Origin of the sequence: Clostridium hydrogenum (assembly GCF_021432385.1) — a bacterium.
Classification (GTDB): Bacteria; Bacillota; Clostridia; order Clostridiales; family Clostridiaceae; genus Clostridium_S; species Clostridium_S hydrogenum.
On the sequence record NZ_JAEACT010000004.1, the window covers coordinates 312,775 to 337,983 of the forward strand.

21 protein-coding genes and 2 other annotated features are annotated in these 25,209 nt (G+C 29.4%); of the genes, 9 read left to right on the top strand and 12 right to left on the bottom strand.

Translation table 11 applies throughout. The features are described from left to right. Nucleotides 1–214: 214 nt before the first annotated feature. From CUEA01_RS25210 to CUEA01_RS19780, 4 genes are all read right to left on the bottom strand, one after another. On the bottom strand, nucleotides 215–1,546 hold the full coding sequence (locus CUEA01_RS25210) for a DnaJ domain-containing protein (protein WP_329604014.1): 1,332 nt from the start codon (nucleotides 1,544–1,546) through the stop codon (nucleotides 215–217). Nucleotides 1,547–1,630: 84 nt separating this feature from the next. Further along, nucleotides 1,631–2,833 carry an ABC transporter permease gene (locus CUEA01_RS19770; RefSeq protein ID WP_234123647.1) on the bottom strand — a complete coding sequence of 401 codons (1,203 nt, stop codon included), beginning with the start codon at nucleotides 2,831–2,833 and terminating at the stop codon, nucleotides 1,631–1,633. An 8-nt stretch (nucleotides 2,834–2,841) separates the two neighbouring features. Continuing rightward, nucleotides 2,842–3,534, bottom strand: coding sequence for an ABC transporter ATP-binding protein (locus tag CUEA01_RS19775; protein ID WP_234123648.1), 693 nt, complete (start codon nucleotides 3,532–3,534; stop codon nucleotides 2,842–2,844). A gap of 1 nt (nucleotide 3,535) precedes the next feature. Next, nucleotides 3,536–4,408 carry an efflux RND transporter periplasmic adaptor subunit gene (locus CUEA01_RS19780; protein WP_234123649.1) on the bottom strand — a complete coding sequence of 291 codons (873 nt, stop codon included), beginning with the start codon at nucleotides 4,406–4,408 and terminating at the stop codon, nucleotides 3,536–3,538. A gap of 136 nt (nucleotides 4,409–4,544) precedes the next feature. After that, nucleotides 4,545–4,801, top strand: a binding site (T-box leader). Nucleotides 4,802–5,008: 207 nt separating this feature from the next. Here CUEA01_RS19780 and lysS point away from each other — a divergent pair. After that, nucleotides 5,009–6,529: a lysine--tRNA ligase gene (gene lysS, locus CUEA01_RS19785; RefSeq protein ID WP_234123650.1), complete on the top strand. Its 1,521-nt coding sequence runs from the start codon at nucleotides 5,009–5,011 to the stop codon at nucleotides 6,527–6,529. Between the two features lie 642 nt (nucleotides 6,530–7,171). Here lysS and CUEA01_RS19790 read toward each other — a convergent pair. Further along, nucleotides 7,172–8,128, bottom strand: coding sequence for a 2-hydroxyacid dehydrogenase (locus CUEA01_RS19790; protein WP_234123651.1), 957 nt, complete (start codon nucleotides 8,126–8,128; stop codon nucleotides 7,172–7,174). 399 nt (nucleotides 8,129–8,527) lie between these two features. Between CUEA01_RS19790 and CUEA01_RS19795 the strand changes: the two genes are divergently transcribed. The 3 genes from CUEA01_RS19795 (at nucleotide 8,528) to CUEA01_RS19805 (ending at nucleotide 10,908) form a co-directional block, all read left to right on the top strand. Continuing rightward, complete coding sequence (locus CUEA01_RS19795) at nucleotides 8,528–9,007, top strand: QueT transporter family protein (RefSeq protein WP_234123652.1); 480 nt, start codon at nucleotides 8,528–8,530, stop codon at nucleotides 9,005–9,007. A gap of 312 nt (nucleotides 9,008–9,319) precedes the next feature. Then, entirely contained in the window at nucleotides 9,320–9,817 is a 498-nt protein-coding gene (queF, locus tag CUEA01_RS19800) for a preQ(1) synthase (RefSeq protein WP_234123653.1), read from the top strand. A 47-nt stretch (nucleotides 9,818–9,864) separates the two neighbouring features. Continuing rightward, nucleotides 9,865–10,908, top strand: coding sequence for a lactonase family protein (locus CUEA01_RS19805; RefSeq protein ID WP_234123654.1), 1,044 nt, complete (start codon nucleotides 9,865–9,867; stop codon nucleotides 10,906–10,908). Nucleotides 10,909–10,977: 69 nt separating this feature from the next. Here the strand turns inward: CUEA01_RS19805 and CUEA01_RS19810 are convergent, their stop codons facing one another. The 5 genes from CUEA01_RS19810 to CUEA01_RS19830 all read right to left on the bottom strand — a co-directional run bounded on the left by CUEA01_RS19810 (nucleotide 10,978) and on the right by CUEA01_RS19830 (nucleotide 15,796). After that, a complete protein-coding gene (locus CUEA01_RS19810; RefSeq protein ID WP_234123655.1) occupies nucleotides 10,978–11,754 on the bottom strand; it encodes an ABC transporter ATP-binding protein in 777 nt (258 codons plus the stop codon). Then, on the bottom strand, nucleotides 11,708–12,460 hold the full coding sequence (locus tag CUEA01_RS19815; protein WP_234123656.1) for an ABC transporter permease: 753 nt from the start codon (nucleotides 12,458–12,460) through the stop codon (nucleotides 11,708–11,710). Before CUEA01_RS19815 ends, CUEA01_RS19810 begins: the two co-directional genes overlap by 47 nt. After that, nucleotides 12,435–13,445 carry an ABC transporter substrate-binding protein gene (locus CUEA01_RS19820; protein ID WP_234123657.1) on the bottom strand — a complete coding sequence of 337 codons (1,011 nt, stop codon included), beginning with the start codon at nucleotides 13,443–13,445 and terminating at the stop codon, nucleotides 12,435–12,437. The genes CUEA01_RS19815 and CUEA01_RS19820 overlap by 26 nt, the downstream gene beginning before the upstream one ends. Nucleotides 13,446–13,539: 94 nt before the next feature. Beyond that, nucleotides 13,540–13,695, bottom strand: a complete 156-nt coding sequence (locus tag CUEA01_RS19825; RefSeq protein ID WP_234123658.1) for a hypothetical protein — start codon at nucleotides 13,693–13,695, stop codon at nucleotides 13,540–13,542. A gap of 169 nt (nucleotides 13,696–13,864) precedes the next feature. Then, a complete protein-coding gene (locus CUEA01_RS19830; RefSeq protein WP_234123659.1) occupies nucleotides 13,865–15,796 on the bottom strand; it encodes an elongation factor G in 1,932 nt (643 codons plus the stop codon). Between the two features lie 180 nt (nucleotides 15,797–15,976). On the opposite strand from CUEA01_RS19830, the gene CUEA01_RS19835 reads away from it, so the two are divergent. From CUEA01_RS19835 to CUEA01_RS19845, 3 genes are all read left to right on the top strand, one after another. Continuing rightward, on the top strand, nucleotides 15,977–17,350 hold the full coding sequence (locus CUEA01_RS19835) for a hypothetical protein (RefSeq protein ID WP_234123660.1): 1,374 nt from the start codon (nucleotides 15,977–15,979) through the stop codon (nucleotides 17,348–17,350). A gap of 83 nt (nucleotides 17,351–17,433) precedes the next feature. After that, entirely contained in the window at nucleotides 17,434–18,135 is a 702-nt protein-coding gene (locus tag CUEA01_RS19840; protein ID WP_234123661.1) for a response regulator transcription factor, read from the top strand. Then, nucleotides 18,125–19,615, top strand: a complete 1,491-nt coding sequence (locus CUEA01_RS19845; RefSeq protein ID WP_234123662.1) for a sensor histidine kinase — start codon at nucleotides 18,125–18,127, stop codon at nucleotides 19,613–19,615. The genes CUEA01_RS19840 and CUEA01_RS19845 overlap by 11 nt, the downstream gene beginning before the upstream one ends. A gap of 298 nt (nucleotides 19,616–19,913) precedes the next feature. Here CUEA01_RS19845 and CUEA01_RS19850 read toward each other — a convergent pair whose 3' ends face one another. Further along, the gene (locus tag CUEA01_RS19850; protein WP_234124752.1) at nucleotides 19,914–20,489 is read right to left on the bottom strand and encodes a type II toxin-antitoxin system PemK/MazF family toxin; all 576 of its coding nucleotides are present in this window, start codon (nucleotides 20,487–20,489) and stop codon (nucleotides 19,914–19,916) included. Nucleotides 20,490–20,747: 258 nt separating this feature from the next. On the opposite strand from CUEA01_RS19850, the gene CUEA01_RS19855 reads away from it, so the two are divergent. Then, a complete protein-coding gene (locus tag CUEA01_RS19855; RefSeq protein WP_234123663.1) occupies nucleotides 20,748–22,463 on the top strand; it encodes a methyl-accepting chemotaxis protein in 1,716 nt (571 codons plus the stop codon). Here CUEA01_RS19855 and tyrS read toward each other — a convergent pair. After that, nucleotides 22,450–23,643: a tyrosine--tRNA ligase gene (gene tyrS, locus CUEA01_RS19860; protein WP_234123664.1), complete on the bottom strand. Its 1,194-nt coding sequence runs from the start codon at nucleotides 23,641–23,643 to the stop codon at nucleotides 22,450–22,452. The genes CUEA01_RS19855 and tyrS overlap by 14 nt on opposite strands. A gap of 369 nt (nucleotides 23,644–24,012) precedes the next feature. After that, nucleotides 24,013–24,307, bottom strand: a binding site (T-box leader). A gap of 331 nt (nucleotides 24,308–24,638) precedes the next feature. Between tyrS and CUEA01_RS19865 the strand changes: the two genes are divergently transcribed. Beyond that, nucleotides 24,639–25,061: a hypothetical protein gene (locus CUEA01_RS19865; RefSeq protein WP_234123665.1), complete on the top strand. Its 423-nt coding sequence runs from the start codon at nucleotides 24,639–24,641 to the stop codon at nucleotides 25,059–25,061. Nucleotides 25,062–25,209: the final 148 nt, after the last annotated feature.

Sequence of the window (25,209 nt, forward strand, 5' to 3'; positions counted from 1 at the left end):
TCATTCCTTAAAACACTGTAAATGAGAAGTAAGTGTATCACAAGATGATTTAAATAAAATTTTATAAATCTTAGGTAAAAAACTTTAAAAGTCTTAGATGTTTCAATTGTATAGGCATTTTTTCAGCGAGTTATTGAAACTTCTTAAACCTTTAAAGTTTTTTGCCTTAGATTTATTAATTTTATTTAATATCCTGTGATGTACTTACTTCTCACTATCTCCCACAACACTTTTTATATTTCTTACCGCTTCCACAAGGACATGGATCATTTCTTCCTACTTTAGTTTCTTCCCTTACGTATGTTTCCTGAACTTCTTCATTAAGCTCTTCATCATCCTCAATTGCTACTGCCTTCATATCTAGTTTACCTTTATCACTTTGAAGATATTTCTCATGTTCTTTAATCATTTTTATTCTTTCTTCACGTTTTGAAACTTTTTTAAAATATCCATTTAAAAATTCATATATCTTAGGATATTTTTGTGACAGAAGCTTTATATCCTTCCTGTAAACATCAATATTGATTAAAAACTCATATTCAGAAGTACGATTATATATTTCTTCTTCAAAAGATTTATCCGGTATAATTTTGTTTGCTATTAAATACACAAAAACATCGTCAAAAGCCTTATCTTTTTCAAATATTAATAGATCTTTTTGAAGTTCACACAAATTATTCACATTATTTTTAAGTTTTATTATTTCTTCATTTTCTTCTGAAAGTTTTTCTGCTATTTTTAAAATTTCTTTTGCTAGTTCAAATCTTTGAGTATTAATCATTATCTTAGACATTAAAAACAATGTCCACTCTATATTTTCTTTTACATTTTCATTTTTAACTGATTCATTATATAAATTTTCAAGATCATTTTTTATATTTGATATATTTTCTTCTTTAACATCTATTACAAAAAGAGTCATGTACGCATTGGCTGATAAGTTGTTATTCTTTTTTATCAGTTTTTCGAATATCTCTCTTGAGAATCTTTGATCATTTGCAATTGTATAAGCATCACTAAGACCAAGCCATAATGAAAAGTTTTTTTCATCAAGTTCTATAGCCTTTTCAAATTGACTTATTGCTTTTTTATGCCATCCTCTTAATAAATAAGCTTCACCAAGATGTCCAATAAAACTTGCATTATTAGCGTCCAAACAAACAAGTTTCTCAAAAATTTTTATGCCTTTTCCAGTATTCTCATTATCAAGGTAAGCCTCTCCAAGCAAACTTTGTAATGATAATACATCTGGAAATTTATCATATAACTTTTCTAATATTTGAATAACTTTTGGGAATTCACCTTTTTTAGAAAGTTCCTTTGCCTCATCAATTCTTCCTGTTAATTCAGAAGATATATGTATCACATTATCATATTCTAAACGAGTTTTCTCATTACTTAAAACCTCATAAGCCTTTGTAATTTCCATAAATTCATATGAAAATCTCTCCACTGGATACTTCTGCACCATGTGAAAATAAGCTTTTACAATTTCTTCATTTGATGCTTCTTTTCTTAAATTTAAAATTTCATAATATGTATTCATTTTCTCTTAACTCCCAATATTTTTTATTTAATATATATACTAAACCTATAATATTGTAAATATCTCTTGAGAAAATGTCAACTTCTATTCATATCTCAAAGCATCAATTGGATTTAATGCAGCTGCCTTTTTGGCAGGATAGATTCCAAAAAATATTCCTACTGCAGATGAAAATACTATAGAACTTATTATAACACTTGGCGAAATTACTGGAATTATATTAAAGGCATACCCAATGACTTCTGCTCCAAGTATACCAAGTGCCATGCCTATAATGCCGCCTATTAGAGAAATTATAACTGATTCAGTTAAGAATTGAAGCATTATATTACTTGTAGTTGCTCCAATCGCCTTTCTAATCCCAATCTCCCTAGTTCTCTCAGTAACCGATACAAGCATTATGTTCATAACCCCTATACCTCCAACAATAAGCGATATTGCTGCTACAGCACCTATAAACTCTGTAAAAATACCTAATACCTTATTAATCTGATCAAGTTGCTTAAACACATTTTCAGCTGTATAAATTTCTTTTCCCCTATTATTATGCCTGCTCTCAAGTAAACTTATAGTGCTGTCCCCTGCATCTTTTGACGCCTCCTTAGAGCCTGCTGATAAATACAAACTGTTTATTACAAAATCACCTGAATACATAGTCTTCAAGAAGGTTATTGGAGTATCTATTCTTGCTGGCATGTTCACTCTACCTCCAAATACATTTGCAGAACTTTTAACCCCTACTATCTTAACCTTTCTACTTGAATTTTGAGGCCCCAAAGTTATACTCGTTCCAACTACATTAACATATCCAAAAAGTTCCTTTGCAGTGTTCTCATCTATTACTGCCACGGCCTTTGCTTCATTTTCTTCCATCTCATTAAAATATCTTCCGTACAATATTCCGTAGTTTTCTATATCAACATAATCAACGTTACTTCCTGTTATATTTGCATTTTTAGTTTTCATATTTGATGCTACGATGCCTGATTTTAATACTACTGGACTTATGTATTTAACTGAATTTATTTTATTTTTTATCTGCTTTACATCTTGAAAAGTAAAGTAATCACTTTTTTGTGCTTTTGTATTATCTAACGATATAGTGACAGTGTTTGCACCTATCTTTTCAAATTGATTAGTTACAGCGCCTTGACCTCCCTCTCCTAAGGAAATAATTGCAATAACAGAACTTATGCCAATTATTATTCCAAGCATAGTAAGAAAAGAACGCAACTTATTTGACTTTATGCTATCCACAGCTATTTTTAGGCTCTCAAAAAATTTCATACTTCCTCCTAAATTATAATTCTATCCTTTACTTGTTCATCAGATATAATTTCTCCATCTCTAAATTTCACTATTCTCTTTGTGTAAACTGCAACATCAGGCTCATGTGTCACCATAACTACTGTGGCTCCTTCATTATTTAGCTCCTGAAACACCTTCATAATTGCCTTAGTAGATTTTGTATCCAAATTTCCTGTAGGTTCATCTGCCATTATTACCTTAGGATTATTTACTATAGCTCTTGCAATAGCAACTCTTTGCCTCTGACCCCCAGATATTTCATTTGATTTATTTTTTATTTTATCCTTAAGTCCAACCTTTTCTAACGCATTTATTGCTCTTTCCTTTCTTTCCTTTTTAGATACCCCTGAATAAATCATAGGCAGTTCAACATTTTCAAGTATTGTCATTCGTGGTAAAAGATTAAAGGCCTGAAATACAAAACCTATTTCTTTATTTCTAACATATGCAAGTTCATTATCTGTAAGATTTGACATATCCCTTCCATTTAATTTATATACCCCACCATCCATTCTATCCAAGCACCCTAATATATTCATAAATGTTGATTTTCCTGAACCTGATGGTCCCATTATAGAAGTAAATTCACCTTTTTTAATTTTTAAATCAATTCCTTTTAATGCAATAAACTCAATGCCTCCCGTTGAATATTTTTTAACTACCCTTGAAACTTCAATCATTTTATTTCCCCCCAACAGCACCAGTTACCAACGTTCCATTTTTCATTGTTCCACTTGGATTTAATATAACCCTGTCACCTTCACTTAAACCGCCCTTAACCTCTGCCTCCGTATCAGATTGCAACCCTAAGCTAATAACTTTTCTAATTGCCTCTCCGTTTTCCACAATAAAAACATAGTTTTTCCCCGTCTTATCTGTTTTTATACTTTCTGCTGGAACCTTTAAAACATTTTTTACTTCACCCACCAATATATTTACATCAGAATCAAAACCAACTATTAGCCCTTCTATTGAACTTGGAATATCTATATCTACAGGAAGTACAGCATTTTGACCTGCTGCTGAAGTTTCAATCTCAGCTACTGGAGCAATATAGCTAACATTTCCATTATACTTTTTACTTCCATAAGTTATAACTGCGCTCTGTCCAATTTTAATTCCGTTAGCACTGTATTTATCTGCATTAATCTCACATTCTAAGTCATTTAAATCCTGTATTATAATTACTGGCTGCGTTCCTGTACTTATAGTTCCTACTGAAGCATTTAACTTTGTTACAACACCATTAAAATCTGCTATTATATAGTTTTCCATTCCCTGCATTTCATACGTCATAAGAATAGAATATTTATTTACTTTATCCCCCTCATTTACGTTAATTTTTCTAACCTGACCTTGTGGTATGTAGTATTCCTTAATATTTTTTGATTTTATGATACCAGTTGTTGACAAATAACATTTCACATTTCCATGCACAACTTGTTTTGTTTTTACACTCACATACTTGTTTTTATCCCTTATTTCAAAATTTAAACCAACAATTGCTGCTATTATTATTAAAACTATACTCCAAATAAAAATACTTTTTTTCATGATCCGACTCCTTATTCGTTAGATTACTGTATTTATAATTAATATTTCCTTTAAAATGAATTTAATTCCTAATGTTTTTCAAAAAGTACTATAAATTACTCCTATTTACATAAGTAAGTGTTTGTGATAGAATATTAAAAAAGCTAGGAAGAGAAGAGTAAATACACATTGGCATTTACAGAGAGCTCCGCTGCTGTGATGGAGTAATGCTTGTTTATTGAAAAAGATCTCAGAGCTGCACACCGAGTCTTAATTTTTAAGAGGTAGGCTGTGACGGGATATCCCGTTATAGATATAGAGTATAAGCATTTTATGCCGTACTTAAAGAGGTCTATGTGGTGACATATAGATAAACTGAGGTGGTAACACGAATTCATAACTTTCGTCCTCAAGATTGAATATCTTGGAGGTGAGAGTTTTTTTATTTGTTCAAAATTATTATTTATAAAGATAAACTTACTCATAAAACAAATAATTAAAGATAAACCACTTGAAACTTTAAAATCAATTTGTATCAAAATGCCATCTTCTGGGCATTTTTATGCAAATTAATTTTAGTAGTTGAAATGGTATATCTATATATGAAGGACGGTTACTAAAATGTACGATGAATTTACAAACCTAGAAAATTTACAAAAAATAATGCCAGATGCAAACGAGTTTACAATAGAAAGAATTAAGAAGTTAACTAAAATTTGTGAAGCAGGAATTAACCCATACCCATATAAGTATTCTCCTGTAACACACACTAAATATATATGCGAAAATTTTGACTCAATTGACGAGAATAATTTTTTTACTATAGCTGGAAGAGTGATGCTTTTTAGAAAAATGGGGAATGCAGCTTTTGCTAATATTTCTGATGAAAAAGGAAATATACAAGTCTACTTTAGTAAATCTAATCTTGGAGAAGAAAGTTATAAAATTTTAAAGCTTATTGAAACTGGAGATATAATTGGAGTATCAGGTACTGTTTTCAAAACTAAAACTGGAGAAATAACTATAAGAGCTGCTAATTTTGAGCTTCTTTCAAAATCCATTAGAAACTTACCAGAAAAATATCATGGAATTCAAGATTCCGATTTAAAACAAAGACATCGTTCTCTAGACATGATAATGAACCAAGAAGTCAAAGAAAGATTCATTAAACGTTCTAAGGCAATGGCTGCTATTAGAGAATACTTTGCAAGTTTGAACTTTATTGAAATGGACACTCCTATATTGGATACTAAATACGGCGGTGGAGAAGCTAAACCTTTCACAACTTTTGTCAATGACTTAGACTCAGAGGTTTATATGACAATTTCCCCTGAAATGTATCTAAAAAGACTTATTGTTGGTGGAATTGAGAGAGTTTATACCATCTCAAGGTCTTTTAGAAACGAAGGTATTGACAGAACTCATTACCCTGAATTTACTCTACTTGAATGCTATATGTCCTATGCTGATTATAATGATATGATGATTCTTATGGAAAACACATATTCTTACGTTTTTAATAAAGTTAATGGTTCTACAAAAATTTCTTATGGCAGTGAAACTATAGATTTCAAAGCACCTTGGAGACGAGAAAAAATGTATGATCTTGTAAAAAAAGATACAAGCATCGATGTAGAAAATTTATCTAAGGATGAAATTGTGGCTAAAATAAAAGAACTTGAGCTTTTAGTAGAAAAACAAAATGAAGGATTAACTCTAACTCAAAGCTCAAAAGGTGAACTTGTACTTAACCTTTTTGAAGAATATTCCGAAAAAAAATTAATTCAACCAACCTTTGTAATAGATTTTCCAGTTGAATCATCACCACTTTGCAAAGTTCACAGAGATAATCCTGAGCTAATAGAAAGATTTGAACCTTACGCTTATGGAGTTGAATTAGGTAATGCTTACTCTGAATTAAATGATCCCATAAGACAAAGATCCTTACTTAATGAGCAAGCTTCCAAATTAAGAGCTGGTCTTGAAACAGCAAGTCCTATGGATGAAGAATTTGCTGTAGCAATTGATACTGGAATGCCTCCAACTGGAGGTCTTGGAATGGGAATTGATAGAATGATTATGTTTTTAACAGGCGCTCAATCAATAAGAGATGTAATTGCCTTTCCTCTTATTAAAAGATAAAACACTGAAATGGCTCTGTCACACAAAATTATTTTATAAACAAATATTAAATATTGCGAAGCAAAGTGTAGTGCAAAATCAAATAGCCTTTGGTAGGTGTAGCAAAATGATGTTAGTGAATAGCATCTTAAAATCTTAAATAAAATTAATAAAACTAAGCGGCAAATTTTTTAAAGCTTAAGAGCTTTAGATAACTCGCAAAAAGACGCTCAGACAATCTAAATCTCTAAAGCTTTAAAAAATTTTCCACTAAGTTTTATAAAATTTTATTTAAAATATTTTTTCAACGCTATTCCCTAACATCATTTTTTCCTGCACCTACCAAAGGCTATTTGATTAATCCATTACATCTTTGCTTTACAATATATAATTATCTTATAACAAATTAATATAGTAATTCTAAAGCTTTCAGCAATAAATATTGTTTCTGTACTACACCAAAATTCCGTAGGCACACTAATATTTTTGATTAATTTACGTCTCTGAAATGGAGCACAGAAATTAATAATATAGGTTCAAGAATCTTAATGGGCTTACGCCCAAGCCTCTGGTATGTGTTCTTTTCTTAAGCCACTGTAATTGCGAAGTAAGAGCGTTTTGGAACGATTTAAATAACAGCTTATAAATCTTAGAGGAATATTCTTAAAATTCCACTACATTTTGAGGTTCTCCATCAAGCCATTTGATTATGTTTTCAAAAGTAATATGCGCTCTTCTAATCATAGCTTCTTTTGTTGCAAAACCTATGTGTGGAGTTAGTACTGCATTTGCTTCTCTAAGTAATGCATACTCCGTATCTAGTGGTGGTTCATTATCAAATACATCTATACCTGCTCCTCGTATTTCTCCATTTCTTAAAGCTTCTGCTAAAGCAGTATTATCTACTATAGGACCTCTTGCTACATTTATAAGTACAGCTGTATTTTTCATAAGTGCAATTTTTTCTTTGCTTATTAATCCCTTTGTCACATCATTTTGTGGAAGGTGAATAGAAACGATATCACTCTTAGAAAGCAGTTCATCTAAAGTTACATATTTTACGCCAATTTGTTTTAGCTCTTCTTTTTCACTTCTGTTATAGGCAATTACCTCACATCCAAAAGCTTTTGCTATTTTACATACAGAAGCCCCAATAGCCCCAGTACCAATTACTCCAAAAGTTTTTCCGTTTAAATCACTTTGAGAATAACCATCTTTTGTTTTTCCTTCCCTTGTTAATTTATCAAGTGGAACTATATTTCTAAGTACAGACAAAGTCAAGCCAAAAGTTAATTCTGCGACTGATGAAGTGCTGTATCCTGCTGCATTTGAAACTGCAACCTGTCTTCCCTTCAACGCTTTTAATTCAACATGATCAACACCTGTAAAGGCTATTGACATCATTTGAAGCTTATCATCTGCATTTATCACTTCGGCCTTAAGTGGCATATTCGCTAAAACTATTACTTCTGATTCTTTAACCCTGCTTTTTAAAGTTTCAGTATCTGTAACTTTATTATTGTAAATTATAAGTTCATGTCCTCTATCTGTAATTGGTTTTGCAATCTCCCTAAGTTCATCTTCTGAAAGCCCTAACGGCTCTATAACTGATATTTTCATTTTGTAACCTCCTAATATATAGATAATCAATTTCCATGTTTTACATTGCCTATAACTATAGTATAATATAAATCTCCTTTAAATAGCAAAAGCACTCTTAAAAATTTTATACTTATAAATTTGTTTTTAACTTAAATCTATAATATAATACATTAGGAATATATTTTTATGTATTACAACTTTAGATATACCATTTCAAGTTTCACGCTGGTATATCTTTAATAAAGACAGTTCGTTCGTAACCATCCTGTCTATAAACAAAACTAGGGCTTAATTGACTGTGTAGCATTATACAAGTCTCAATTATGGCGCTTATGCGCTTTTTTATTTACCTTTTTTTGGTTTATATACAGAGATAAACCGCTTGAAACTTTAAAATTAATTCTATAGGAGACAAAAATGAACACTAATAAAATTTTTACAACTAAAAGAATTGCATTATCTGGACTCGTAATAGCTCTTTACACAGTTATTATGTACTTTACTCAAGGTTTTGCTTTTGGACAATATCAAATAAGACTAGCAACCTCATTGTATAGTCTTAGTGCTATAGACCCATTTTTAATAATTCCTCTTGGTATTGCAAATCTTATATCAAACACAATCATGGGTGGTATGGGTATTTATGATATTTTGGGTGGTGCTATTGTAGGAATAGTAACTAGTAGTATAGTGTATATTATAAAAAGACTTAAACTAAATGATATTTTTATAATTATTCCTATAATTCTTGGTCCAGGACTGTTAGTTCCAATTTGGCTTTCCTTTACACTTAATCTTCCTTACAAATTATTAGCTGTAAGCTTGTGTATAGGCCAAATTATACCATCCATTTTAGGAGTTATTTTATTGAAACAACTTAAAAATAAAGTGATGTAAGTGCATTGTGAGATGTTAAATAAAATTAATAAATCTAAGATGAAAAATCTTTAAAAGACTAAGAAGTTTCAATAACTCGCATACGCTCAAACAAATTGAAACTTCTAAGTCTTTTAAAATTTTCCATCTAAGATTTATAAAATTTTATTTAAATCATCTCACAATGCACTTACATCACATTTTACAGTAGTTTAAGGAAAAAATTCCTCCGTACCTACGGAATTTTGATTTAATAAACACCATAAAAAACTTTTCTCAAGTTAATAAATCTACATGGACTAATGTCCAAAAAACTTATAAAGGAGAATTCATATGGAAGGTAGAAATGAAAAAGAAAAAGAAGGGATCACACTACTTGGAAATCAAGGAACAAAATATAACTATGATTATAATCCAAAAATTTTAGAGACTTTTGTGAATAAGCATCCAAACAATGATTATTTCGTAAAATTTAATTGTCCTGAATTTACAACGCTTTGCCCTATAACTGGTCAGCCTGACTTTGGAACTATTTATATATCTTATATTCCAGGAGAAATTATGGTTGAAAGTAAGTCTTTAAAATTATATTTATTCAGTTTTAGAAATCATGGTGATTTTCACGAAGATTGTGTTAATATAATAATGAAAGATTTAATCAAACTCATGAACCCAAAGTATATTGAAGTTATTGGAAAATTCAAGCCACGAGGTGGAATTTCAATAGATCCATTTGCTAACTACGGTATGGAAGGAACCAAATGGGCCGAAATGGCGGAAAAAAGATTATTTTATCATGACATGTATCCAGAAAAAATAGATAACAGATAATAAATTCATTGTACTTTGTATTCTGAAATAAATGGGGGGAATATAATATGAATAAATTCACTGCTTATATTGGCACATATACTTCTGGTGAAAGCGATGGCATTTACAGCTTTAAAGTAGATGCTTCATCTGGCAAAACTAGCGATTTAAAATTAGCTGCAAAACTTGAAAATCCTACTTACTTAGCCTTTGATAATAATAATACGCATCTTTATTCTGTTGCAAAATCAGATAAATTAGGTGCTGCTGCCGCTTTTTCAATGAACAATGGTAACTTAATTTTTTTGAACTCTGAATGTGCAGATAAAAACCCTCCTGCTGAATTAGAAGGTAAACAGCCTTGTCATGTTTACTTAGATAAAGAAAATAAGTATTTGTTTTCTTCAAACTATCATGCAGGAAGAATTGAGGTTTTTCCTATAAATTCAGATGGAAGTCTTGGCAAAGTCTCGTCTTCTATAGTTCACGCTGGACAAGAAAAAAAGCCTCATGTACACTGTGGGATTGTAACACCTGATAATAACTATCTCTGCGTTGTAGATTTAGGTTTAGACAAAGTAATAGCTTATACTTTTAAAAATGGAATATTATCAAAAGTTAATGAGCTCAATTTAAAATCAGGCTGCGGACCTAGACACATGACTTTTAGCAAGGATGGAAGATTTGCCTATATATATACTGAGCTTAGTTCTGAAGTAGTAGTTCTAACTTATTCGCCTTCAGACTGTTCCTTTAATATATTGCAGTATATATCTTCACTGCCTAAAGATTATACTGGACATAATCAAGGTGCTGCTATTCACATATCACCTGATGGAAACTTTTTATATACTTCTAATAGAGGTCATGACAGTATTTCCTGCTTTAAAATAAACACTTCAACAGGAATGCTAGAGCTTTCTTATGTTACATCTGTAGAAGGTATTTCACCACGTGATTTTAATATAACGCCTAATGGTAATTTTATTTTAGCTGCAAATCAAGATTCAAATAATGTAACTGTATTTAAGGTAAATAAAACTTCAGGAGAAATTATGTATATAAATGAAGATATAAAGATAGGAAGTCCTGTTTGCGTAAAAATATTATAAAAGAAACCCTGAAGCCTACAAATAAATACTAATACATATATAAATTTAAAGTAGAAGAAATAATCTCTTCTACTTTTCTAAAATCTCCATTAACTTTTTTACTTCACTTATATTTATCCGTCTTTCCTTAAATGGAAGCTCAATATTTATCTGCTTTTTTAATTTTAAGGGTGGTCCATCAAAAACATATAAGTTATCAGACATGTAAACAGCTTCAAAAGCATCATGAGTAGTGTAAATAAGAAGTTTGTTATTATTATAACAATATTCTACTATATAATCCATTAATACTTTTTTTAATTCCATCTCTAATGCTTTAAAAGGCTCATCCATTACAAAAATATCGCCATCATACGCAATTGCCCTTGCTATAGCAACCCTTTGCTTCATTCCTCCGCTAAGCTCTCTTGGAAAGTTCTTTGCAAACTTAGAAAGCTTAACTAGCTCTATACATTCCTTAGCTTTTTCCTTAGCCTCATTTTTGCCATGACTGCTTTCTAAAACAAATTCAATATTCTCTTCAACATTTAACCACGGAAGTAATCTATCCTCCTGAAAAACATATGAGAACTTCTTATTTTCCGTGCCCTCTATTTCTCCAGAATTTATATTTTCAAGTTTAGTAATTATATTCAATAAAGTTGATTTTCCCGAACCTGATGGACCAAAAATACAATGAACCTTATCTGATGAAAAGCTAATATTAAAATTTTTAATTACACTTAAGTCATTATAATTTTTTTCAATATTTTTAAGCTTAATTTCCAATACTTTTACCTCTTTGCTATCTACTCTAATTCTAGTATTTAAATTTATTTTCCCACACTTTCTTAAAAAGGCTTTCAAAAACGATGCTAATTACTATAACCACAAAGGTCCATGCAAACAATTCACTAGAATCCATATACAACTTTGCATTATAGAGTTGTCCGCCTATACTGTATTTAGGGTTACTTAGAACTTCAGCTGCGATACTTGCTTTCCAACCTAATCCTATGCTGCTAACGCAGGCTGTTGAAAAATAAGGAAAAACAGCAGGCACATATATTTTATTAAATACCACTATTTTTTTTACTTTATACACCTCTGCCATGCTGAGAATATTTTTATCTACATTTTTTATCCCTTCAACAACATTTGTCCAAATTAATGGAAAACACATGAGAAAACATATAAAAATAGTTACATTATCTGAAGAGAACCAAACTAAGGCTATTATTATAAAGGACATTATTGGTGTCGATTTAATTGCAATCACAAGTGGATTTATTAACTCATACATAAAAGCATTTGTGCTGCATACAATTCCAAAAACAATTCCTAATACTATAGATATTGCAATACCAGCCAAGGTTCTAAAAATCGAAAAACCAACTGACTGCCAAAAATCGATTTTGAAAATTAATACTTTTAAAGTTTTAATAACATTAATTGGAGCTGGTACATATAACTCATTATTTATTAATATGTATACCAGCTGCCAAACAATAATCCAAAATGCTAAAACTATAAACTTATTTAACCATTTATTTTTCGTAGTAGAAGCCCTCATCTGGTAATTTTCCTCCTACAGACTTAGGATCGAAATCAAATAAAACTTTGTAGAATTGATTCATAAAGTTTTTTGAATCTTTTGCATCAATATATACAATATTTGAGTATGGAATTGCCTTTTTAGCTATGGCAGCTTTAGGCACAATCTTATACTTTTCAATTAAGCTTGAAGCTTTATCAACATTTCCATTTACAAAATCCACAGATTTTCTATATTCATCAAGAAACTTGTTCAAATCTTTTTTGTTATTTTCTGCATATTGCTTTTGAACTATAATACAACCTATTGCAAGTTTACTGTCGCTTCCCATTACTTTATTCCATTCTTTAGTAAGATCAAGAGCAATTCTTAAATTTTTATTTTTCATCATAGCTGTAGTTACAAAAGGCTGTGGCAATACTGCGATTTTAGTATTTCCTGCTGCCGCTGCTGTGGCTAAATCAGCATGCTGCATTTTATAATCTATAGTTATATCCTTCGACGGATCTATTCCATTCTTCTTTAATATAGTTTGAAGTGCATAATCTGCTGTAGTTCCCTTCCCACTTGCTCCTATTGTCTTTCCTTTTAAATCAGCCACAGACTTTATACTATTTCCATCTTCAAGCACATATGTGACACCTAAAGTATTTACGGCTGCAAGTTGAATTTTACCTTTTGTTTTGTTATATAAAGAAAGAGCTAAATTGGTTGGCACTGCTGCCACGTCTATCTCACCATTAATTATTTTTCCAACTAATTCATCTGGACTATCTGCTAAGGTAAATTTATAATCCAGTGCTGATTTTTTTTCATCTTCGTCTTGCATTAATTGAACCATTCCCATTCCAGTAGGCCCCTTTAATGCCGCAACACGCATAACATCTTTTTTTCCTGCTTCTTTTGTTGTTTTATTTTGTACACTTTCACCACATGCTGTTAATCCTAATATAAAAATTAAAGTAATTAACACTGTAATTATTTTTTTAGTAAATTTCTTCATGAAACCCCTCCAATTATATTTATAAACAACTTGGAACTTAAAAATTGCAAATTCCAAGTTGTACATCCACATAGATATATTACAACTTTGTTAACTATTTATCAAATAATCCACCTGACTTTTTACTGTTAAAGCCTTTTTGACTACTTCCAATACTCTTGTGTGCTTTCTTTTTCTTTCCCTGTTGTAATCCCTTATTCTTCTTTTCTTCAATTAGCTTCTTCATTAGTTCAATACTTTTTTCTTTCATAAATTATTTTTAGTGAACAACCTTTATACCTATATCACTAAAAATTTTCACATCCTTCCAATATAATATATATATATTATTTCTGTGAACACTATATCATATACAAAGCAGATTTAAAAGAAAAAACTCATACTTAAAAATCCCATTCACTATATAATTAGGCTATATTTTAAATAATTTGGCAGTGCATATATTTCACTGCTTCCTCGCCACTAACCAAATACGACTGTCCTTTAGAGCAAAAAACCGAAGTCGAAGTATACTCAATATCCGCATTTTTATTATATCCAATTCGTTTAATTACTTCCTCCTCATTATGACAAGCATCATAACCATCAAAAACAAAGCTTATTCTTCCTCTTCCATTTGTAAGTTCTGTGATGTCCATAGCATAATTCATAAATGTAGCTACTGGTCCTCTTCCAAATATGACAACTTTATTTTCTGAAATCTTAGGAGTATCAAAACTTCCATTTAACTTTTGTATATCTGCCAAAACTCTTCCCATATAATCTACATTAACATCTATTTTAAAACGATAATATGGCTCTAGAAGTATATTTTTTGTACTTTCAAGCCCTTGCCTTAAAGCTCTATAGGTTGCTTCCCTAAAATCGCCTCCGCTTGTATGCTTAATGTGTGCTCTTCCTATTAATAATGTTATTTTTAAATCTGTTACTTCTGAACCTGTAAGTATACCTTTATGACTCTTCTCAAAAATATGGGTCTTAATTAAATTTTGATAGTTAATTGTAAGGTCATCTGTACTGCACTGACTTGAAAAAGAAATCCCACTATTTCTTTCACCTGGTTCTATTTTCAAGTGAACTTCAGCATAATGCCTTAAAGGCTCAAAATGACCATATCCAATTGCTGTTTCTAAAATAGTTTCCTTATATAAAATTTCACAAGTTCCAAAGTCTACATTTAATTTAAATCTTTCAAGGACAACTTCCTTTAAAACCTCAAGCTCTATTTGTCCCATAATATGAATCTCTATACTATGAAGTTTATCATTCCAAATTACATTTAAAGCAGGATCTTCTGCCTCTAAAATTCTAAAGTAATTTAATACTTCCTTAGGATTTAGCTTTTCATCAAATAAAACTTTAGACTTTAAAGTTGGAACTAAATCATAACTAAGTTTTTCATGTATTTCGCCAACACCATCACCTACCACAGCACTTGAAACTCCTGTAACTGCAAAAATTTCACCAGCAACAGCCCTGTCCTTAGTTATAAATTTATTACCATTGTAGCTTCTTATTTGATTTACTTTTTCAAGCTTCCCATTTATATTTAATTCATCCTTGACCTTTAAACTTCCACTCAAAGCTTTTATGTATGTAACCCTATTTCTACCTTCATCATATCTTATTTTATAAACAATTCCACCAAAATTTTTGCTTGCATTATATTCAGTAAAAGTAAGCTCATCTAGCTTTTGTAAAAATTCTTCGATTCCTTCATCCTCTAATGCTGACCCCATCATACATGGAAATATTTTATTTTCCTTAATCATTTTTTTCATTGAATTTAACCACAAATCTTTGTCATAACCTTCTTCTAGATATGCTTCTAACAGTTTTTCATCATGTTCAGCTATAAATTCTATAGTCTCCTCTGACATTTCTTCTTTAATAAAAAAAACATCTTTGGTTAAGTTTTCCTTAATTCCTTCAATAACTGCTTCACTATCCGCACCAACTCTGTCTACTTTATTTATAAAGAAAAATACAGGAATATTATGCTTTTTTAATATTTGCCAGACAATTTCCGTTTGACCTTGGATTCCACGAACTGCACTTATTATTATTATGGCATAATCCATAACTTGAACTGCTCTCTCCATTTCTGATGAAAAATCAGCATGTCCTGGAGTATCTACTAAATAATAAGTTGAATCCTTATAATTAAAAATAGCTTGATCAGAAAATACCGTTATTCCTCTTTCCTTCTCTATTTCATGACTATCTAAAAAAGAATTTTTATGATCAACTCTTCCCCTACTTTTTATACTTTTAGTGTGATATAAGATTTGTTCTGCAAAAGTAGTTTTTCCAGCATCTACATGTGCTAGTATTCCTATTGTCTTATTCATTTTTACACCTCAAAAATAAATTTTATATGCTATAATTATATTATATATTAGGAGCATGTGAAAAATATAGGTATAGTTTTTTATGAAGTGTAGAATAATCTAGAAATTAATAAGTTTTAAGATTTTCTTTAACAGAATGAAATCATCCTCCATCGTAAATTGTCTTAGAAAGGATTTTGTATGATTACTTTATCAAAAAAAAATAAAATATATTTATTATTAATTACTTTAATAGGAATATTTCTCAGAATTCTATGGATTACAAAAATAAATTGTGTCCCTATTTCTGATTTTGAAGTATATAAAAAAATTGCAACAAATGTATATATACATAGTACTAATTCCTATATGGGTGTACCAGTTTCCTTTCAAGGTCCAGGCTATACACTAATATTGGGTCTTGTATACAAATTAGTTTCCAGCAGCAGCATACTTACTGCTAAGATACTAAACCTTATTTTATCCTCTTTAACACTCTGCATCATAATGTTTATCTTTTATAAGTTATTTAGAGATAAAAAAATAATGTTAATAGCATATACTTTTATGGCATTAAACCCAAATTATATTGCTTACAACAACGTCTTAGGAAGCGAAGTTCTTCTTACTTTTTTATTTGCATTAATTATATCATTACATATGATTAATTTTAATATCTTAGTAAAGCATATATTACTTGGAATTTTAATAGGAGTTGCAACTTTAACAAAGCCTCAATTTTTAGTATACATTTTTATTTTCTTTATAATAGAGTGGCTAAACTCTAAAAATCTAAAAGCTATAATTAAAGGCTTTACTATAACACTATTTTTCTTTCTTGCTGTAATTTTACCATGGACCTTTAGAAATAATGCTATATATCATAGATTTATACCAATATCTTATAATGGTGGCTATGTTTTATTTATAAATAATAATAGCAGTAATACCACAGGCGCTTGGATGCCAGTATCAAAAGTATCTGTTTCAAAAACTACAAAAAATAAACTTATAGCCGCTGGATTTAACTATACTTCCTCAGTTGATGAAGAAGTTAAGGAGGTTATGTTTAATCCAAAGCTTGAACCTGTTTTCAAAACTGAAGCTGTACATTGGATTTTAAATCATCCATTTAACTTTTTTAAACTTGGAATAAAAAGAATAAAAAATACTTTTTTTAATGGTGCAGGAGACATTTATGCCTGGTGCATGACGGCCCAAAACTCCAATACTTTTTTAGTGCAAAAGCCCATTTTTAAAAAGTTATTTGACTTTAATATTAAGCTTTTGAGTATATCAGGTTTTATTTATATAGTGATAAGTATTGGCAGCATATTTAAAGCCCTTATTTGTAAAAATGTAAAAATCAATTATGCTTTGTCTATACCAACTATTAACTGTTTGTTTTTTATATTAATCCCCTTTGTTTTTGAAGGACAACCTAGATACAACTTTCCAATACTATTTATGTTTGAATTTTGCCTTTTTAGACTAATATATATTTGTATTGAGAAATTTAATTATTTCTTTACAAATAAGCAATCTAATATACATTCAGACTACTTCACTCAATAAAATTCATATGTTATATTTAAAAACAAACCACTGTGAAACTTGAAATTTCGATAGTTATACTTTAATTAGGAGAGATATGGAGAATGAAAAAAGAAAAAATTCTAATTGTAGATGATGAAAAAGAAATTAGAGATTTAATAGACATATATCTAAAGAACGAAGGCTACAACACTATAAAAGCTGAAAATGGGTTGGACGCCTTGGAGATACTAAAAAAAGAATCTGCTGATTTAATTATACTTGATATAATGATGCCCAAACTTGATGGTATAGAAACCTGCATGAAAATAAGGGAAACTCAAAATATACCTATAATAATGCTTTCTGCCAAAGGTGAGGATATAGATAAAATAATGGGCCTTACAACAGGTGCTGATGATTATCTAACAAAACCTTTTAATCCGCTTGAACTTGTTGCACGTGTAAAATCACAACTTAGAAGATATTTAAAACTCAATGATTATAAAAGGCCAGAAGATGAAAATGGAATTATTGAAGTTGATGACCTTATAATAAATGTAAACACGCATGAAGTTAAAGTTAACGGTAATGAAGTAAAGCTCACACCGAGAGAGTTTTCAATACTTGAGCTTCTTGCAAAAAATAAAGGAATAGTATTTAGCATAGAAAAAATTTATGAAACTATTTGGAAAGAATCTTTTATGGAATCTGAAAATACAGTTATGGTTCATATAAGAAAAATAAGAGAAAAGATAGAGCAAAATCCACGAAAGCCTATATATATAAAAACTGTATGGGGGGTAGGTTATAAAATTGAAAATTAAATTTTTATCCTTCAACTTATTAAAAAAGCTTTGTAATAATATTTCCAAGAAAAGTTTACGTATAAAATTAATTTTTCTCTTTATCCTATCTTTCGTTTGTTCAATTATAATTGCAGTACTTTTCAATGGAGTATTAAATTCTATTAGGATTGGCAGTGCTCATGTAGAATACAGCAATGGCATAAAAAAAATTGACGATACTGCAAAAAAAGCTGCTAATGAATTAAATAATAATGCCAATATAGATATGACTCCTGTTAATCTTAAAAACATTTTAGATGAACTTTATGATACAAATCATCTTAATGCTATAATAACAGACTTACAGGGTAATATACTTATTAACTCAAAAGATTCTCCTTCAACAAAAATAAATTTATATGATATTATAAAAAATTCTACAAATAAGTTACTAAATGAAGATAATGTCGATGATTTAACTGACGCTTCATTCCCCAAAAAAGTGTATTACTCATTTTATCCAATTAATTTGAAAGATAAAAAGGGATTTTTAATAGTAAGTGGAATTCCTCAAAGTGCTCTTATATACAGCCATTCAGACAATGGAGTTATTTCAATAATATTAGGAATAGTTGTTTTTATTATTTTATTTTTACTATTAACTAGAAATAAAATGCAATATATTGAAGAAATATCTCAAGGTTTAATTGAAATGTCCAAGGGCGACTTAAATTACAGGGTACCTTCAAAGGGGAATGATGAACTTTCAACTCTATCTATAAACATAAATAATATGGCATATGAATTAAACTCAAAAATTGAAAAAGAAAGGTCTGCTGAAAAAGCAAAGAATGAATTAATAACAAATGTTTCTCATGACCTAAGAACACCTTTAACCTCTATTATGGGTTATCTTGGTCTTCTAAAGAATAAAAAATATGAAAGTGAAGACCAAATGGAAGAATATCTTGATATTGCCTATAACAAATCAGAAAAACTTAAAATCCTCATTGAAGACTTATTTGAATACACAAAATTGACAAATGAAAAAATTAATCTTGAAAAAAAACCTGTAGCCTTAAATGATTTTCTTGAACAGCTTATTGAAGAAATGGTACCAATTTTTGAAGAAAACAATTTAACTTTATTGACAGATATTCCAAAAGAAAAACTAATAGTAGATGTAGATATAAATAAAATATTACGAGTTTTTGAAAATCTTCTTATGAATGCAGTAAAATACAGTGTTAAACCAAGTGAAATAAAAGTTAAACTTTATAGAGAAAATACTTTTGCTGTAGTTTGCACAGAAAACATTGGCGAGCATATACAAGAAAATGACTTAAAAAAAATATTTGATCGATTTTATAGGCTTGAAAAATCCAGATCAACTTCTACTGGGGGAAGCGGTCTTGGATTAGCTATAGCCAAAAGCATTGTAGAACTTCATGGTGGAAAAATTGAAGCTAAATGTGAAGACAAAAAAATAAGTTTTTTTGTAAAACTCGAAACTTTCTGAGCAAAACTTTTTTAATAAGAATAGGCTAGCATACTAAAAAAAGCTGTGTTTTAGGCATCTAAAACACAGCTAATAAAAAAAAATAATACCAGAAACTAGCTGTTTTCCGATATCATTTTTTATATGATATAAAATCTCCTGATCTGTATCAGGTATGCTAACAAAATGAAATATGGGATAAAATCTCCTAGACAAGACTAGGTATGTACGTAACTTACAATGCTATTATATTACTAATACACTATTTAATCAACCTTTTTTTTTAACTTTTTTCTATTAAACGACTTTAAATAACAAATTAAACATCCAAAGATAACTTTAACTTTAAGTTTAATATTTTATTTACAAATTCCTTATCTAATGTAGCAATGTGTCTCCCTAGTCTAGCCTTAGATACCACTTTTATTTGTTCGCATAAAACTGTGCCTGTTATTTTATTTTCTTCACCTTTTACAAGCTCATAATCGCTTTCTCTTATTTCAATATGAGCAGCTATTTTTTTCCGCCTGTTAGATATTGGTGCAATTATTGTTGTTGGCCCTTTTTCATTACCTGTATTATTTTGAATAATAACTACAGGTCTAATTTTATTTTCTTCAGAGCCTATATTTTTTCCAAGTTGACAAGTCCAAATTTCACCACGTTTAGGTATTGTATGTAAATTTGAAGTTATATTCTTATTAATATACATTTTATTATTTGCCCAAGTTACATATTCATAAATTTCATTTATATTATATGCTCTCTGTCTCAAATTATTTATCTGTTCATTATTAATAAGCTTTTCATTGTTTAACTTTATATATTCTTCTAACTGTGCCTCTATTAGTTCTTTCGTATTTTTTATGTACTTTTTTAATTGAGTACTATTCATGTCTTTTATAGGAATACTATTCAATTTATCCCCCTCCCCCATAAAAATAAGTATACCCTAATTATATCATAAACACAAAATTTTTTTATTATTTTTTACAAAACTTCCTTAAAGCGTATTGTTTTTTTATTGTCATTTTTCTTACGTTTTGTTTTTTATTTCCTATTACATATTGTACCATAAAATATATTTTTGTTTACTAATGTCGTTTATTGCTATATAATTATAAAAAATTATAATTATATACGAGGTGTTTTAATGTTAAAGCAAATAAGAATTTCACAAAAATTAGTTATACTAAGTACAATAAGTACTTTATTTTTAATAATAGTAGGAATCATCGGTATAGTTAATATGAACAAAATTAACAATAATACAAAACTCCTATACAACGATTCTATAATATCCTTAGAGAAATTGTACTCGGCAGAAAATAATATTAATTTAGGACTGTCCGATATGGAACATATAATTAACAGCAATTTTAGAACTACTTTTTATAATTCTCAAAATGATTTAGCAACCTTATCCCAAAAAAACAATTCTCTTTTCGCTGCATATGAAAAATTATTACATAGAGGTAAAGCTGAACACTTGCATTATAATATGTTAAAAGCTAATTTAGAGAAATTCAGAAATATTCGATCAAAAATATTTACTGCTATAAAAAATAATAATTATGAACAAGCTAATGATATATATAATAAAGAATATTTAAGTACAAAAACAGCTATGGATGATGCTATGAACAACCTTATACAAGATAATGTTAACAATGCTAAAAATCTTTCAACTTCAAGCTCTGCCATTTATACTTCTTCTTTTATTCTTCAAATTATAGTTATTCTAATTGGAGCACTATGTACTGCATTATTGGGTGACTTTATGGCAATTTGGTTAAAGAAAAGAATTAACACTGTTGTAAACTTCGCCAAAAACTTATCTAATGGAGATTTAACACAAGAACTTACTATAACCGCTGAAGATGAACTTGGTATTATGGAGAAATCTTTAAATTTTTCATCTAAAAATATGAAAGAACTTGTTTCCAAAATTATAACTGGTATGCAAGATATGACTGCATCTAGTGAAGAGCTAACCGCTACTATGGAAGAAGTTTCTGCTGCAACAATTAATATAAAAGAAGCTACTGAAGCAATTTCTAATGGAAGTGAAAATCTTAGCTTCACTTCGAAAGAAGCCACTACTTCTACTGAAATAATTAAAAACTTAACTTCTAACCTTAGTTCCGAAGCAAAAGAAAGTCATAAAACTGCAAACGAAATTATGCAAAGGGCAATTAAAATAAAAACTAAAACTAATGATGCTTCCATAGATGCTGTAAACTTATGTAATGAAAAAGAAATTAAAATAAAAAAAGCCATCGAAGACATACAAATTGTTAATGAAATTTCAAATATGGCAGAAACTATCAACGAAATTTCCGAACAAACAAATTTATTGGCACTTAATGCTTCTATTGAAGCTACTAGAGCTGGCGAAGCTGGTAAAGGCTTTGCTGTAGTTGCAGATGAGGTTAAGCAATTAGCAGAGCAATCATCTGATGCAGTAAAAAAAATCAAATCAAATGTGACAGAAGTAATTAGTGCAACTAGAAATTTAATAAATAACACTAATGACATATTAGAATTTATAAATTCAAAAGTTAAACCAGATTACGAAATGCTAAAAATCGCAGGAGAGCAATATGAAAAAGATGCTGAGTTTGTAAATAAAATATCTGAGAAAATTTCATCTTCTTCAAATACAATTGCCAATACTATTTCGGAAGTGCATACCTCAATAATGTCTATTTCGTCAACTTCCGAAAACTCTGCCTCAAGTTCCGAGGAAATTTTCGGAAGTGTAACTGAAACAAGCTTTGCTATAGAACAAGTTGCAAAGCAAGCGCAAAAAAATTCTGAGCTTGCTGAAAAAATAAGCATAACAGCTGAAAAATTTAAAGTATCTTAACAAACTTAGCTTTACCAACCTTAATTATGTCACTACTTTTTAAAGTTAAATGGAAGTCTTCCACCACTCTTCCATTTAGCTTTACTCCACCCTGTTTTATAAGTCTTCTAACCTCACTTTTTGATGCTATAAGTTCTGCTTTTACAATTATATCTATTATATTCTCATAAGCCTCTGCTTTTATTTCCTTAATGTCATTTGGTATTTGATTTTTTTGGAATATAGTTTTAAAATGTTCTTCTGCCAAAACTGCACTTTCATCGTCATGGTACAACTTAACTATTTCTCTTGCAAGCTCCATTTTCACATCTCTAGGATTTACCCCTTCACTTTCAAGCCTACATTTTATTTTCTCAATTTCATCTGGATGAACATCAGTTGCAAGTTCAAAATATTTTATTATAAGATTATCTGGTATTTTCATTACCTTTTCATACATAATATTTGCATCTTCATTTATTCCAATGTAATTTCCTAAGCTTTTACTCATTTTTTCCACACCATCTATACCTTCAAGTATAGGCATGAACATTACAACTTGGCTTTCCTGTTTGTATTCCCTTTGGAGCATTCTCCCCATTAGTACATTAAACTTTTGATCAGTTCCTCCAAGTTCAATATCCGCTTTAATTGCTACAGAATCGTAAGCCTGCATTAATGGGTAAAAAAACTCATGAATTCCTATACTTACATGGTTTTTAAACCTATTTTTAAAATCTTCCCTTTCGAGCATTCTTGTAACCGTGTATTTTGATGCAAGTTCAATTACCTCTGCAAAATTTAACTTTGAAAGCCATTCACTATTAAATTTCAACTCAGTTTTGTTTCTATCAAGTATCTTAAAAATTTGCTTTTCATAAGTTTTAGCATTTTCAATTACTTGTTCTCTAGTAAGCTGTTTTCTCGTTTTTGACTTTCCAGTTGGATCTCCAATCATACCTGTAAAATCGCCTATAATAATTACTGCCTTATGCCCCATATCTTGAAGCTGCTTTATCTTCCTTAAAACCACTGCATGCCCTATATGGATATCTGGTGCACTTGGATCCAGTCCTAACTTCACTACAAGCGGTTGATTTTTTTCCTGTGACCTTTTTAACTTTTCTACCAAATCATCAATGTTAATTATTTCATCTGCACCTTTACTAATAATTTTAATTTGTTCTTCAATATTTATCATTTTTATTACCACCCTTTTTATAAAATATATACCTGTTTAAATATAGAAATTACAATTTATCGAGGAGAAGCCAAAGTACAAAGTACAGAGTACAAAGTACAATGAAGGACGATTTTTCTCCGTTAGCACTGCGAAAAATCTGAAAACTTATTTTTTTATTGCTGCGCAATTGCGCCATAGATGGCGCTCAGCGAAGCTGAGGACATTTAAGTTTAAGATTTACCTAAGCAACGCGAAAGGCAAATCATCCTTCTTTGTACTCTGTACTTTGTACTCTGCTCTAAAAATTGTAATTTGTAAGAATAAGCTTATCCTAGGTGTTGTATCCCTATAATTTACAAAACAAAAAACTCCCATCCTCATGAATTTCACAAGGACGAGAGTTATAATTTCCCGCGGTACCACCTTAATTTACCAATATCTCACAATATTAATCTTTTCGAGTACGACTTAAATTTGATGAAAATAGTTCAGCTAGTTTATACTCTATCATTTTAACGGTTGAAGCTTCCGTAGACACTTACTTACATTAAATATTACTGTATATTTCAGTGCTAAGCTCAGAGACGTATTCAGACCAAACTATTTTCATTTTCCTCTCACCAAATGGAAATTCTCTGTAGAAACCTTTGTATGGCTTACTCTTTCTCTTCAAGGCTTTTAAATATTCATTTTTTACATAATATCAAAAAATTATTTAATTGTCAAATTTATATTGTAAAAATTTTTATTTATATACAAGATGTTAATTTATTTTTCATATCTATAATTTTAGTGGATGCATTAACTATTTTATTATACTTTCCATATTTTTAACTTTATAATACTTTATTTTTTACTTAATATATATATTAAACATTTTAATATATTATTGGACCTTTTAATGTATTATTACACTTTATGTTGATTTTTTGAAAATTATGTTTTATAATGTAAAAAATCAAAAGATATTATTTAAGTTAAAAACAATTTTATTTATAAATTTGGAGGTACCTATGAAAAAAAAATTGATTTTAATAATATGTTTAATATTGATTATTGGCATTGTTGTTATAAATGTCCAAGATAAAAATACCATTACTTCGGATAATTTTAATTCTAATATTGAATATATTGATAAAAATAAAAATATCGCAGATGAGATGGAGTTCGATTATAAACTAAGGAAAGATAATAAATCAGAGTTTAATATTTATGTTAAAAGTAACAATAGCCAATTAAATCTAAAATCTAAAAATGAAATTCCTAACAGCAAAATATTTTTTGATATTGTAAACTCGAAAAATAAGACAATCAAATCAATTCAATTAGGCAAAAATTATGACAGCAAATTCCCAATAAGTAAAGGAACCTATAAAATATACATTACTTTTAAATCTGGAACGGGTAAAGGAAAAATTAATTGGGTGGTACAATAGTTTGTTGATTAAATTAATTATCAGTGAATATAGAAAAATACACAAAGTTCCTCTAATATTTGTTTCATTTACATTTTCTTTAATTATAACTTTTATATTTTTTAATTTAGCAGCAAATTCATATAATGGCATTCAAAAAAGTATCCTT